The sequence below is a fragment of the Sporosarcina gallistercoris genome (assembly GCF_050459885.1).
Lineage (GTDB): Bacteria > Bacillota > Bacilli > Bacillales_A > Planococcaceae > Sporosarcina > Sporosarcina gallistercoris_A.
In genome coordinates, this window is the sequence record NZ_JBCMNO010000005.1 from 1 (window position 1) to 13,257 (window position 13,257).

The window sequence follows — 13,257 nt, forward strand, 5'->3', positions numbered from 1 at the left end:
CCAACAAATATTATAGAACCAAAAAACTGCGTACCTGTCATTTTAGGATGACGGGTACGCAGTTTTTATATACAAAATTAGTGAATCGTTCGGTATACACCGACCACTTTACCGAGAATGGATACGTTCTCAATAATAATAGGATCCATTGAAGAATTTTCAGGCTGCAAGCGGAAGAAGTCTTTTTCTTTAAAGAAACGTTTCACAGTGGCTTCATCTTCATCTGTCATCGCAACCACAATTTCTCCATTGCTCGCAGTATGTTGCTGCTTCACAACGACGCGATCGCCATTTAAAATGCCTGCTTCGATCATACTATCCCCAACAATCTCCAACATGTACAAGTTATCTTCCGAAGTTCCGAAGGTATCTGGAATAGGAAAGTATTCCTCGATATTCTCAATTGCTGTAATTGGAATACCAGCTGTGACTTTACCGACCAGAGGAACATGAAGGACACCAGTCTTTAACTCGTCCATTCCATCCTGGTCCAAAATTTCAATAGCGCGGGGCTTCGTCGGGTCACGTCTGATGAGTCCTTTGCTTTCAAGTCTAGCTAAGTGGCCATGAACAGTTGAGCTGGAAGCAAGTCCGACGGCCTCACCAATTTCCCGTACGGAAGGCGGGTACCCCTTTTTTTGAACTTCGTCTTTAATGAAAGTCAGGATATCCTCCTGTCTTTTGGAGATCTTTTTCAATATGTTCACCTCTTCACTTTTTTTGCAGCGGACGGTGCTCTGCGCGATGTTTCTATGAAAATAGTATAACAGGTGTTCGTACGCATAGCAAACAAAGGTTCTAATTTTTAGTGTTGACACACAAACCTTTGTTCGCATATAATGAAAAGCATAGAAGCGAACGTACATTCTGAAAGGGGAAATCATTTATGAAACTAATTAAGAAAAACAAGAACATCGTAGCTGCATTCCTATTGTTTACAATACTGACATTCGTCCTAATTCATAGACTTTCCGTTCCACAAGACTTTATTGAAGTGACAGTCGTTGAAGGGGATACGCTTTCTGAATTAGCAGAACGCTTTGCTGGAGATACGCCTGCCGATCGTTGGATACGCGAAGTTGCAGCACTGAATAATTTAACTGATTCTGCTATTATTGCAGGTGAAGAACTCAAATTGCCTGCATATTTCGAGTTGGAGGCGGATGATACTCGCCTCGTGCTGGCGGAGGAGGGGGAATAATGGGGAAACGAGGCAATTGCGTCTTATACTGCAGAGTAAGTACTGAAAAAGATACGCAGGAGCTATCGCTCTCTCGCCAATACGAAGAACTGACAACATTGGCGGATACATTGAATTTTAATATAGCTGCTTCATTTACTGACAAACATAGTGGATATGAATTGGATCGAGACGGGTTATTGGATCTCTTGGACCTTATTAAAGAGGATTCCATAGACGCTGTTCTCATTCAAGATGAAACACGTCTCGGCAGAGGGAATGCACGTGTTGCGGTGTTACATCTGCTTGCGAAAACGAATACTTCCGTCTTTACGAATCATGACAATGGCCCACTGGAATTGAACGAAATGGACTCCATGCTTCTTGAAATCCTAGCGATAGTTGAGGAGTATCAGCGGAAACTACATAATGCGAAAATTCGACGGGGGATGAAACGGGCAGTGGAGGCAGGATACCGGCCTGAACGTAATTTACGCAACCAAGGGAATGCGGAAGGCAGGGAGCGGGTTGAGGCACCTGTCCAGGAGATTGTTTCCTTGCGCGAAAAAGGACTCACTTTTGAAGAAATCACCTCTGTCCTTAAGGGACTTGGCCATCACGTGAGTAAAGCGACGGTACATAGGCGGTATCAAGAGCATATTGTAGAAGAGGAAGGCTAATTGGTTGCACTTCCTTCTGTTTTTGTTTACGTTCTTATTGACGAAGTTGAACTGGAGGGAACGTTATGTTGGAAGAAAATAAGATAAAACGTATTAATGAACTTGCAAAAAAAGCGAAAACTTCAGGTCTTTCCATTGAGGAAGCGAAAGAGCAATCTCAGTTGCGCAGTGAATATTTGAAAACTTTCCGTTCAACAATGAGAGACACCATTGAAAATGTTAAAGTGGTGGACCCTGATGGAAATGACGTAACTCCTGAAAAAGTGAAGGAAGCTCAAAACAAGAAGTTTTTAAATTAAGCAGTACGCCATTCTTTCTGACCGCAGTTTGTATTCCTGCGGTTTTTTCATTACAATGAATAAGGAATCTAGTTTAAATAAGAGAATTCGAAAGGGTGTAATTACCGATGACCAACACTATTGATCAACTGGCGATTAATACGATCCGGACGTTGTCGATCGACGCTATCGAAAAAGCGAATTCAGGCCATCCCGGCCTACCTATGGGAGCTGCACCAATGGCATATACACTTTGGACACAGCACATGCACCATAACCCATCCAACCCATCGTGGTTTAACCGGGATCGGTTCGTATTATCAGCGGGGCACGGCTCAATGCTGCTTTATAGTATGCTCCATTTAAGCGGTTATGATTTGCCGATGGACGAGCTGAAAAACTTCCGGCAGTGGGGATCTAAAACACCGGGGCATCCTGAGTACGGTCATACTGCTGGAGTCGAAGCGACTACAGGACCGCTAGGACAAGGTATCGGAATGGCTGTCGGCATGGCAATGGCTGAAAAGCACCTTGCAGCCACATACAATAAGCCAGGTTATGACATTGTCGATCATTACACGTATGCACTTTGTGGTGATGGAGACTTGATGGAGGGTGTTGCGGCTGAGGCTATTTCACTCGCGGGTCACTTGGAATTGGATAAGCTGATTGTTCTCTACGACAGTAATGACATTTCACTAGATGGTGAATTGGATATGTCTTTCACAGAGAAAATACAGAAACGGTTTGAGTCGTATGGTTGGAATTATATTCACGTTGGGGACGGAAATGACACAGCTCATTTGTCTGAAGCGATTGAACAAGCAAAACGGAATACAGGCGGCCCGACACTGATCGAAGTGAAAACTGTCATCGGTTATGGCTCACCTAACAAATCCGGTAAATCGGATGTCCATGGAGCGCCTCTTGGTGAAGATGAGATGAGACTGACAAAAGAAGCGTACAAGTGGACTTTTGAACAAGACTTCCACGTACCCGATGAAGTGTATGAGACATTCAAAACGTCTATTCAGAAACTTGGTGTAGAAACTGAATCCGAGTGGAACAAATTATTCGATGCTTACGCGAAAGAGCATGGCGAACTTGCTGAACAATTGAAAAATGCAATCGATGGAACAGACAAAGCTGCAATCGAAGCACATTTACCTGTTTATGAAGCAGGTAAATCCGTCGCGACGCGTTCAGCTTCAGGTGATTCCATCAATGCAATCGCAAAGGTCCTACCTTCATTCTTTGGAGGAAGTGCAGACTTAGCGGGTTCCAACAAAACTGCTATCAAAGAGGCAGGGGACTTCCTTCCGGGTAGTTTTGATGGTCGCAATATTTGGTTCGGTGTCCGTGAATTTGCTATGGGTGCAGCTCTGAATGGGATGACTCTTCACGGGGGTCTGAATGTATTTGGAGGAACTTTCTTCGTCTTTAGTGATTATGTTCGTCCCGCAATCCGTCTATCTGCTTTGATGGGCATTCCTGTCACATATGTATTCACACACGATAGCATTGCGGTAGGTGAGGATGGCCCTACCCACGAACCAGTCGAGCATTTAGCCTCTCTTCGTGCTATGCCTGGCTTGTCCGTGATTCGCCCTGCTGACGGTAATGAAACATCCGCAGCATGGAATATAGCTGTAACTTCAACGGACAAACCGACAGTACTTGTATTGTCCCGTCAAAACTTGCCAATACTTGAAAAATCAGCGGAACTTGCTTCATCAGGAGTCAGCAAAGGTGCGTATATCGTATCTCCATCTAAAGCTGATAAGCCGGAAGCGATCTTGATTGCAACAGGTTCTGAAGTTAGCCTCGCCGTTGAAGCACAAACTGTCCTGCTTGAAAAAGGTATTGATGTCTCAGTTGTCTCCATGCCTTCATGGGACCGTTTTGAAGAGCAAGACGCAGCCTACAAAGAACAAGTACTTCCTAAAGCAGTAACCGCACGACTATCACTCGAAATGGGTTCTTCCCTCGGCTGGCATAAATATGTTGGAAACGATGGGGACGTCCTAGCAATCGATACATTCGGTGCAAGTGCTCCAGGAGAAATTGTCATGAAAGAATACGGATTCAGTACAGAAAATGTTGTGGCAAAAGTATCGACTATGCTCGGTAAGTGATTTTGAAATAATAAAAGCAGGGGCGGACTCAGCCTCTGCTTTTATTATTTAATATAACTTTACATAGAAAAATCATGTCATATCTGTAGTTTTAATTAAATATTTGTTTATTAAGACAATTCGACATAAATAGTGGTGTTCTATTCCGGGAAGTGACAGCCTTTGCGGGAACCCTCCTGTACGATCATGTAAAGGAGTGGTCATACATGCGAACATACGGAATTTATAAAATCAAAGAAATGTACCAGACATTTGTCTTGGGACGTGAAAGACTGCTATATGATTTACTGAAAGCAGATGGAAGGGAAAATCATTTACAGGAAGTCCGCTATCTATGCGATCAATTAGAAATTAGAGATATAGAACGAGCAATCATGAGTGAACTCGGAAAAAACTTTCACACAGTGGAAGCGGGAGATATGAAATATACACTGACCCATCCATTAAAAGGAACGATTGATATCGGATTTTCGTCCCATGCTTTGCATGCAGCTTGTCATGGGTCCAGAATGCTCGATTTAGATTTGTTTGTTGCTCTTTCCAGTGTGGAAGACCGATATTTCGCAATTATGGATGAAGCGGGCGAGTGGGGCTGGCTAAAGCCGGTCAGGTATACATCTTCTCCATTAGAGCCTCAATATGTATTCGTATGATTAATAACATATAGGTAAATATTATGTTAAATCGACTTATCCTGCAGCAGAAAACATGAATCTGCTAATTGATACGTTGCGTACTGGGGTTCGGATGCTGTATAATCCTTCTTGGTGGAAACACTTGGACTATTGCAGTAGGGGAGGTAGTACGTATGACTGTTTGGTGGATCGTTGGAATTATTGTTGCACTCGCAGCAGGAGTTGCCCTTGGTTTCTTCTTAGCTCGTCAATATATGATGAAGTATTTGAAAGATAACCCACCGATTAATGAAGATATGCTCCGAATGATGATGATGCAGATGGGGCAGAAACCTTCTCAAAAGAAAATCAATCAAATGATGGCTCAAATGTCTAAAGCGTCTGAAAAAGATGCTAAGAAAAAGAAATAAACGCGTTGATATAATTCGTATTTACGGCACCATGAATAATAAAAATAACAACACCCGTTCAATGTATTGACATCGAACGGGTTTTTTTAATTTGAAAATCCATACTTTCTCAAGAACCTTTTAACTGTCGCTTCATATTCATCCGGATTTTCATTAAAGGAACGGGCGTGTGCCCCTTTCGGGAAAAGTTTAATCGACTTCGCCCCATTTTTAAGCTCATACAACTCTTCAGTCATACGTGGAAGGATAAAGTCATCTTCCAAACTATGAATGAAAAGCATAGGATGTGCCACCTGAGCGATGACTTGTTTTGGTGAGACTAAAGAAGTAGTGTACCCGTCGCGTATTTTCAAAAAGATATTAGCTATTCGAATGATCTTCGCCGTACGAAGTGGTGTGGTCGTTTTCAAAATATGAAAAACCTGCTCCGTGAAATCTGAAAAAGGGCAATCAGCTACATAAAAATCGGCTTCTTCCGGGTAGGTTCCCGCTGTTAAAATCATCGTTGCGGCTCCCATTGACTCGCCGTGAATTCCAAGTAGGGCTCTTCGGCCGATACGCTCGCGAACTGCCTGAATGATGGCACGCAAATCCATTTTTTCATAGAACCCAAAACTGGTCGTTTTCCCTCCAGACTCTCCATGCCGGCGGTGATCGTATACCACAGAGTTAAATCCAAGTCGTTCAAACATACGGGCAAACTTCATGGAATTAATTTTGTTTTCTGTGACGCCGTGGCAGATAATCACTGTTCTTGTAGTATCAAGAGGACGTAAATAGATTGCGTGCAATAAATAGCCATTCGGCGATTGAATGCGCATGGTGGTTTTCGGTACTGTCTCATACCAGTGCGCATCGAATCGTCTTGCGATGGACTCCCGTTTTAAAACAACCTCAGCATCTTTGATTTTGAGGAACATTAACCGATTGGTAGCAAGGATTCCAAATGCTGTTACTGCAGCGGTCACAATGAATGTGACTCCACCTGTGATGGCAAGCAGACGCTTTCTCAATAGATTCAGCTCCTTAGATCCTTCCGTTTTCATATAAACGGTACATGCCGATCTCGATAGGGCGGGACACATGTGGAGCAATTTTTTCGACTGCTTCACACACTTGTTTAACGTCGATACCTGTGGAGATACCTAAAGAGTCCAGCATGTTCACTACGTCCTCTGTCGCAACATTACCTGTGGCACCGTCAGCAAATGGACACCCGCCTAATCCGCCAGCTGCCGAATCGAACCGATCCACTCCTGCTTGTAAAGATGCGAAAATGTTGGCGAGGGCCATTTTTCGAGTGTCATGAAAATGAGCGGTTAACAGGACTGTAGGAAATGACTGACGCAGGCGTGTGAAAAGTTCGAAGCTCTGGACAGGATTTGCCATTCCGACCGTGTCTGCCACACTCAGTTCGTCAACTCCTAATGCGACAAATTGTCTGCATAGTTCGATACAATCATCCACTTCAATCTTTCCTTCATACGGACAGTAAAAAGCAGTTGAAATGCAAGCGCGTACAAAAACACCTTCTTCTTTCAGTTTGATAAGGACAGGAGCGAGTGCCTCTATACTTTCAGCAGTCGTACGGTTAATATTTTTTTGATTGAATGTATTACTTACCCCGACGAAAACAGCAATACTTGTTGCCCCTGATTGTTGAGCGAGTGCTACACCTTTCGCGTTTGGTGCAAGTACAATGGAGCGTTCCACTGGATCAGCCTGTTCCATTATCACTCGGGCATCGCTCATTTGAGGTACCCACTTAGGGGACACGAACGACGTGAACTCCATTTCTGTGACGCCTGATTTTTTTAATAGACGGATAAATTCAAGTTTTACATCTGTTTCAACCTGGTTCTTCTCGTTTTGCAAGCCATCTCGCGGTCCAACCTCGATAATTGTCGCTTTTTTTGGTAAACTAAACATACAATCCCTCCTATAGCCTATTCTAACGGACTGTAGCAGATGCAGGCAATTCATATGTGGGAATGTTCTGTATTTCACAAATGGGAAGAGTTTCATAACACAAATTGGGGGAATCGGAATGTCTGAACAAATCGTAATTGTGAGTGCGGTCAGAACACCAATCGGATCATTTTTAGGATCACTGAAAGACGTGAGTGCTATAGAATTAGGCGCACTGGTCATTAAAGAAGCTGTAAACAGGGCAGGGATTTCAGGAACAGATGTAGATGAAGTCATTATGGGGAATGTACTTCAAGCGGGTCTCGGACAAAATCCGGCTCGTCAGGCATCGATGAAAGCAGGTCTTCCTGAACAGGTTCCAGCGATGACGATCAACAAAGTCTGTGGTTCTGGATTGAAAGCTGTCCAGCTTGCCCGTCAAGCGATTCTATCGGGCGACGCAGACATAATTGTTGCAGGCGGTATGGAAAATATGAGTCGGGCTCCATTTATCTTGAATAATGCACGTGAAGGATTTAAAATGGGCGATCAAAAAGTGGTGGACACTATGATTTCTGACGGTCTTTGGTGTGCATTCAATGATTACCATATGGGGAATACTGCCGAAAATCTGTGTGATCGTTACCAATTATCACGTGAAGAACAAGATGAGTTCGCTGCCAATTCTCAGAAGAAGGCATCTGAAGCACGCATTTCTGGAAAGTTCATAGATGAAATTGTAGCAGTTGAAATTCCGGTGCGACGCGGTGAACCTATCCTTTTTAAAGAAGACGAATATATTAAGGATGGTACGACTGCTGAGAAACTTGCTAAACTTCGTCCTGCATTTAAAAAGGATGGAAGTGTGACTGCAGGTAACGCTTCCGGACTGAATGACGGCGCTGCAGCATTAGTGATCATGTCTCAGTCCAAGGCGGATGCATTAGGCATAACACCTCTTGCAACCATTACTGCGAATGCAAATGCAGGTGTGGATCCAGCGGTTATGGGCATAGGTCCTGTTCAAGCAGTGTCGAATGTATTGAAACGTGCACATCTTGCATTGGAAGACATGGACCTGATAGAAGCGAACGAAGCATTTGCCGCTCAATCACTTGCAGTCGATCGTGAATTGAAATTCAATCCCGAAAAATTGAATGTCAATGGCGGTGCCATCGCACTCGGACATCCGATCGGTGCTAGTGGTGCGAGAATACTCGTGACTCTGATACATGAGATGAAACGACGTGACGCAAAACGCGGACTAGCTACATTATGTATTGGCGGCGGTCAAGGTGTAGCAACGATAGTCGAACGTCCGTAAGCAGAAAAGAGGAGAACAACTGATGGCGAAAAAAAAGGAACAGCATCGTTCAGAAACCAAACCGAAAGAGGATGGAGCACTCCGGCTCGCAGATTCACTAGGAGAGGATGTTCTTTCTAAACTGAAAATCGCGAAAGAAGAACTTTCCCAAGCGGAATCCAAAGCTGAAGAAGCTCGCAAAGAGCAGATGATTAAAGAAAGAAAAGAGCGCGAAGCAAATAAGAGCTTTGCTGAATTACTTGACGAATTTGAAGGGAAAACACGTAAATACTAATGAAAAAAGCCGCATGTGTTTCACTCGTGCGGCTTTTTCCATGAAGAAAGGATGGAGGAAATGATTATTCGTGAAGTCATCATTCGCAAGCTGGAAATGACGATGAAAAATCCGTTTTCAACAAGTTTCGGAACGATGCACGACCGACAATTTCTTGTAATTGAAGTAATCGATGAAGAAGGAAACCACGGTTATGGAGAGGGAGTAGCATTTTCCATTCCCTGGTACACGGAAGAGACTACTAACACTTCTTTACATATGATCCGAGATTTCTTAGTTCCGTTGTTAAAAGAAAAGAGAATCCAGCACCCGGATGAAGTGAATGGGATTTTCAAATCGATTCGGAAAAATAATATGGCCAAAGCAGCGGTGGAATGTGCAGTATGGGATTGCTGGGCAAAACGTCAGGGTATGACGCTTTCAGAAGCGATCGGAGGGAAGAAAGATCGAATCGATGTCGGAATCAGCATTGGGATTCAACGGAATTTCCATACACTCGAAGAAAAGATTAATGAGAGTTTGAACTCTGGATTCAAACGAATAAAAGTGAAAATAAAACCCGGCTATGATATTAAACTGCTCTCGGAAATCCGTGACCGATTTCCAGATGTTCCGCTCATGGCGGATGCAAATTCCGCTTACACATTGGCTGATATAGAGTTATTAAAAGAGCTTGACCAATTCAACCTCACTATGATCGAACAACCGCTCGCATCAGATGACATCGTCGATCATGCATCCCTGCAACAGCAAATCCAAACACCCATTTGCTTAGATGAAAGTATCCTTTCGGCTGAGGATGCAAGAAAAGCGATTCAGCTCGGTAGCTGTCGTGTCATCAATGTGAAAATTGGACGAGTTGGAGGGATTACAGAAGCGAAGCGAATTCACGACGTTTGTCAGGAATCGGGAATACCGGTTTGGTGCGGAGGAATGTTGGAAGCAGGAATTGGACGAGCGCATAATATCGCATTGACCACACTGCCGAATTTCAAATTCCCTGGAGATACGGCGGGATCCTCATCCTATTGGAAACATGATATCATTTCTCCTGAAGTGATTGTCGAGGAAGGAACCATCACGGTTCCTCATTTGAATGGAATTGGGTACGAGGTTGATTTCAGCGAGATAGAGCAGCATTGTATTGAGCGTATAGAAATGCATTTATAAAATTCGTGCACATATTTTTTTGATTCTTGTCCATACTGAACTCAAACGGATATGGAGGAGAGAGACTCATGAAGAAAATTTGGCTATTGTTTTCAGCTTGCCTGCTAATGCTTTCACTTGCTGCATGCGGTAAAAAAGAAACAAATGTGGAGAACCAGACGAATGACACCGGTGTAGTGGAGAATGAAACCGGTACAACGACAGACATGGATGGAACAAATGATAATGCCACAAACGACCAAGCCGTGGAGAATGCAGATGAAATTGCTGATGCAGTCACAACCTTGGATGAAGTCGAACATGCAAGCGTACTTAAGATGAACAACAGTGCATATGTCGGGGCAACTCTTAAAGAAGGCACAACAGAATCCAAAAAACTGGAAGAGAAAATTGCCGACAAAGCTAAAGAAGCAGGGACCAATACCGACAAAGTATATGTCTCTACAAACCCTGATTTCACTAAACAAATTGATGATTACAGTGAAAAGATCCGAAACGGTAAACCGGTCGAAGGATTGTTTGCTGAAATAGGCGACGCCTTAAAAAGAATGTTCCCGGATGCTCATTAACCAAATAAAAATAACCCGTCACATTTAAGTGACGGGTTATTTTTATTACATTGTTTTTACAAAGGATGGCGAAAGCTCTGTTACCCACTGCAGTGTATCTTCTTGATCACCCACTTGTATTTTCGTTAACGTATCATAGATTTTCTTGGAGAGAGCGCCAGTTTTACCGTCATTTATGGTCATGATGTTACCATTCCAGTTCAATTCGCCAACCGGAGATATTACAGCAGCTGTACCGGTACCGAAAACTTCTTCCAATTTCCCCGCTGCATGTGCTTCGGCTAATTCTTGCATGGATATTTTGCGTTCCGTTACCGGGATGCCCCAATGTGCTAGGAGCTGGATGATGGATTTACGTGTAATCCCTTCCAGGATGCTTCCGTTAATGGAAGGAGTAATCACTTTCCCATCAATTATGAAGAATATATTCATGCTCCCAACTTCTTCTACGTACTTTCGTTCCACACCATCGAGCCACATCACTTGAGAATAGCCTTGAGCACTTGCAGTTTCTTGTGCTTTCAGTGCAGAGGCATAGTTCCCGGCTGTTTTTGCACCTCCAGTGCCCCCTTTGACAGCCCGCACAAACTCATTTTCCACTAAGATTTTAACGGGATAGATCCCTTCCTCATAGTAAGATCCGACTGGAGATAGGATAATATAAAATTGATAAGTGGTTGCCGGAGCAACGCCTAAGAAAGCTTCCGTTGCGATGACGAAAGGACGAATGTAAAGTGAATTTCCTTCTGACCTAGGCACCCATTCTTCCTCTATTCTCAATAATTCAAGAAGTGAATCGATAGCTTTCGCTTCATCCACTTGAGGCATGCAGAGTCTGTCTAGCGAACGGTTCAGACGTTTGAAGTTCTCTTCGGGCCGGAAAAGAAGAATGGAATTATTTTTTGCGCGATATGCTTTCAGTCCTTCGAAAACTGTCTGACCATAATGGAACACAATAGCGGCAGGATCGAGGGAAATCGGTGAATATGGGACTATGCGATGGTTTTGCCAACCGATCCCTTTGACATAATCTGCGATGAACATATGGTCTGTGAAATGACGGCCAAATGCAAGATTCTCTTCATTCGGTTTTTCTTTACGGGAATCGGTAAGGTTAATTTCAATCTTAGATGTCGTCATGGCTTATTTCCCCTTTTCAAATAAAAGTCATTTGCAATTGATATATCGAATACTGCCATTATACGCCATTCTGATAAAAATGAAAGAATAGTCCGTATATTAATTTTATTACAATTTTGAAAACGATTACAGAGTCCTTGGTTTGAGGAATTCGGATGTCCGTTGTACACTGTTAGGGAGAAAAGGAGGGAACTCAGTTGGAACAGATCATCATAATAGGATCCGGAATCCTGGGATCATCTACAGCGTACGAACTTGCAAAACGAGGGGCCTCTGTAACAGTCATCGACCGAGATGATTTAGGAAGTGCAACAAGAGCCGCAGCTGGAATCATCTGTCCCTGGCTATCTCAACGCAGAAATCAGGATTGGTACAAACTTGTCCGGAACGGCGCGAAGCATTATAGAACCCTCATCACAGAACTCGAAGCGCTCGGAGAGACCGAAACCGGTTATCGTCAAGTAGGGGCCATCAGTTTGTTTGCTGATGATCGTAAACTTCAAAAAGCATATGAACGTGCGCTCACAAGAAGAGAGCAAGCACCTGAAATTGGTGACATTGTTAGGCTGGGTGAAGTACAAACTAAGCAGTATTATCCTCCGATTGCGGAAGGATTTCAATCGATATACATATCCGGAGCAGCGCGTGTCGATGGACGGCAACTCCAACAAGCTTTAATCCGTGCCGCGGAGCACTATGGTGCTGTTTTTCTGAAAGGAAATGCAACTCTTTCTAAGGATACAGATGGGAACATTCAAGTGATGTATAACGATAAGACCCAGAAGGCAGATAAGATAATATTGACAACAGGTGCCTGGGCGTCTGATTTGAGTCCACTCAACATGCGTCTGAATGTGAGAGGACAAAAAGCTCAAATTGTCCATATGCAGCCATCTGATGAGAATAGTCTGAACTGGCCTGTCGTCATTCCGCCAGGTGACCAGTATCTACTCTCTCTCGATGACGGACGTGTCATTGCGGGGGCGACCCATGAAGACGAAGCTGTGTTTCGTCAGGCTCCCACAGCGGGCGGGGTCCAAGAAGTGTTGTCAAAGGCATTGAACGTGGCGCCAGGACTTGAAGATGCGGAGTTATTGGAAGTCCGTACAGGCGTACGACCTTTTACTCCCGGTTTTCTACCGGTTATTGGTCCATTGCCGCGTCATCCTGCGATTTTTGTAGCAAATGGATTAGGCGCATCGGGTCTCACGGCAGGCCCTTTCTTAGCGAAGTTGTTAGCCCAGCTAATTTCAGGAGAATCAACTGATATTGATCTATCGCCGTATTCGGTAGAGCAAGCCATCGAATTTAACTGAAAGAATCCGCTTACATTTTTTCCGTTAGAGAATAGGTCTTGTTTTCTTGAATGAGCGTGCTATACTAAAGTCAAAATCGAATACATTCACTCATATAATCGCGGAGATATGGTCCGCAAGTTTCTACCGGTTTGCCGTAAACAAACTGACTATGAGGGCAACGGACATGAGGATTTCTGCAGAACGACTGCAGATTTTCGTATGTTTCCATCTGGTGAATTATAAGCCGTGATGACCT

At 43.7% G+C, this 13,257-nt stretch carries 15 protein-coding genes and 1 riboswitch; of the genes, 11 read left to right on the top strand and 4 right to left on the bottom strand.

The window, feature by feature from the left end:
* Positions 1–77: 77 nt before the first annotated feature.
* Positions 78–698, bottom strand: coding sequence for a transcriptional repressor LexA (gene lexA / locus ABE021_RS01860; protein WP_430286469.1), 621 nt, complete (start codon positions 696–698; stop codon positions 78–80).
* Positions 699–886: 188 nt separating this feature from the next.
* Between lexA and yneA the strand changes: the two genes are divergently transcribed.
* From yneA to ABE021_RS01890, 6 genes are all read left to right on the top strand, one after another.
* On the top strand, positions 887–1,201 hold the full coding sequence (gene yneA / locus ABE021_RS01865; RefSeq protein ID WP_430286470.1) for a cell division suppressor protein YneA: 315 nt from the start codon (positions 887–889) through the stop codon (positions 1,199–1,201).
* Positions 1,201–1,860 carry a YneB family resolvase-like protein gene (locus tag ABE021_RS01870; RefSeq protein WP_430286471.1) on the top strand — a complete coding sequence of 220 codons (660 nt, stop codon included), beginning with the start codon at positions 1,201–1,203 and terminating at the stop codon, positions 1,858–1,860. The genes yneA and ABE021_RS01870 overlap by 1 nt, the downstream gene beginning before the upstream one ends.
* A gap of 65 nt (positions 1,861–1,925) precedes the next feature.
* On the top strand, positions 1,926–2,159 hold the full coding sequence (locus ABE021_RS01875) for a DUF896 domain-containing protein (RefSeq protein ID WP_191688170.1): 234 nt from the start codon (positions 1,926–1,928) through the stop codon (positions 2,157–2,159).
* 107 nt (positions 2,160–2,266) lie between these two features.
* Positions 2,267–4,273: a transketolase gene (gene tkt, locus ABE021_RS01880; RefSeq protein ID WP_430286472.1), complete on the top strand. Its 2,007-nt coding sequence runs from the start codon at positions 2,267–2,269 to the stop codon at positions 4,271–4,273.
* Between the two features lie 206 nt (positions 4,274–4,479).
* Complete coding sequence (gene sirA, locus ABE021_RS01885; protein ID WP_430286473.1) at positions 4,480–4,926, top strand: sporulation inhibitor of replication protein SirA; 447 nt, start codon at positions 4,480–4,482, stop codon at positions 4,924–4,926.
* A 155-nt stretch (positions 4,927–5,081) separates the two neighbouring features.
* On the top strand, positions 5,082–5,318 hold the full coding sequence (locus ABE021_RS01890) for a YneF family protein (RefSeq protein WP_430286474.1): 237 nt from the start codon (positions 5,082–5,084) through the stop codon (positions 5,316–5,318).
* Positions 5,319–5,404: 86 nt separating this feature from the next.
* Here the strand turns inward: ABE021_RS01890 and ABE021_RS01895 are convergent, their stop codons facing one another.
* Together ABE021_RS01895 and ABE021_RS01900 are read right to left on the bottom strand one after the other, a co-directional pair.
* Positions 5,405–6,331: an alpha/beta hydrolase gene (locus tag ABE021_RS01895; RefSeq protein WP_430286475.1), complete on the bottom strand. Its 927-nt coding sequence runs from the start codon at positions 6,329–6,331 to the stop codon at positions 5,405–5,407.
* A 13-nt stretch (positions 6,332–6,344) separates the two neighbouring features.
* A complete protein-coding gene (locus ABE021_RS01900) occupies positions 6,345–7,247 on the bottom strand; it encodes a hydroxymethylglutaryl-CoA lyase (RefSeq protein WP_430286476.1) in 903 nt (300 codons plus the stop codon).
* Between the two features lie 118 nt (positions 7,248–7,365).
* Here ABE021_RS01900 and ABE021_RS01905 point away from each other — a divergent pair, with 118 nt between their 5' ends.
* The 4 genes from ABE021_RS01905 (at position 7,366) to ABE021_RS01920 (ending at position 10,563) form a co-directional block, all read left to right on the top strand.
* Positions 7,366–8,550 carry an acetyl-CoA C-acetyltransferase gene (locus tag ABE021_RS01905; protein ID WP_430286477.1) on the top strand — a complete coding sequence of 395 codons (1,185 nt, stop codon included), beginning with the start codon at positions 7,366–7,368 and terminating at the stop codon, positions 8,548–8,550.
* A 22-nt stretch (positions 8,551–8,572) separates the two neighbouring features.
* Entirely contained in the window at positions 8,573–8,824 is a 252-nt protein-coding gene (locus ABE021_RS01910) for a YqkE family protein (protein WP_430286478.1), read from the top strand.
* A 60-nt stretch (positions 8,825–8,884) separates the two neighbouring features.
* The gene (menC, locus tag ABE021_RS01915) at positions 8,885–9,994 is read left to right on the top strand and encodes an o-succinylbenzoate synthase (RefSeq protein WP_430286479.1); all 1,110 of its coding nucleotides are present in this window, start codon (positions 8,885–8,887) and stop codon (positions 9,992–9,994) included.
* Between the two features lie 68 nt (positions 9,995–10,062).
* Positions 10,063–10,563: a YhcN/YlaJ family sporulation lipoprotein gene (locus ABE021_RS01920; RefSeq protein WP_430286480.1), complete on the top strand. Its 501-nt coding sequence runs from the start codon at positions 10,063–10,065 to the stop codon at positions 10,561–10,563.
* 45 nt (positions 10,564–10,608) lie between these two features.
* Here the strand turns inward: ABE021_RS01920 and ABE021_RS01925 are convergent, their stop codons facing one another.
* On the bottom strand, positions 10,609–11,703 hold the full coding sequence (locus ABE021_RS01925; RefSeq protein WP_430286481.1) for a branched-chain amino acid aminotransferase: 1,095 nt from the start codon (positions 11,701–11,703) through the stop codon (positions 10,609–10,611).
* A 197-nt stretch (positions 11,704–11,900) separates the two neighbouring features.
* Between ABE021_RS01925 and ABE021_RS01930 the strand changes: the two genes are divergently transcribed.
* On the top strand, positions 11,901–13,019 hold the full coding sequence (locus ABE021_RS01930; protein WP_430286482.1) for an NAD(P)/FAD-dependent oxidoreductase: 1,119 nt from the start codon (positions 11,901–11,903) through the stop codon (positions 13,017–13,019).
* A 70-nt stretch (positions 13,020–13,089) separates the two neighbouring features.
* A riboswitch (purine riboswitch) is annotated at positions 13,090–13,191 on the top strand.
* Positions 13,192–13,257: the final 66 nt, after the last annotated feature.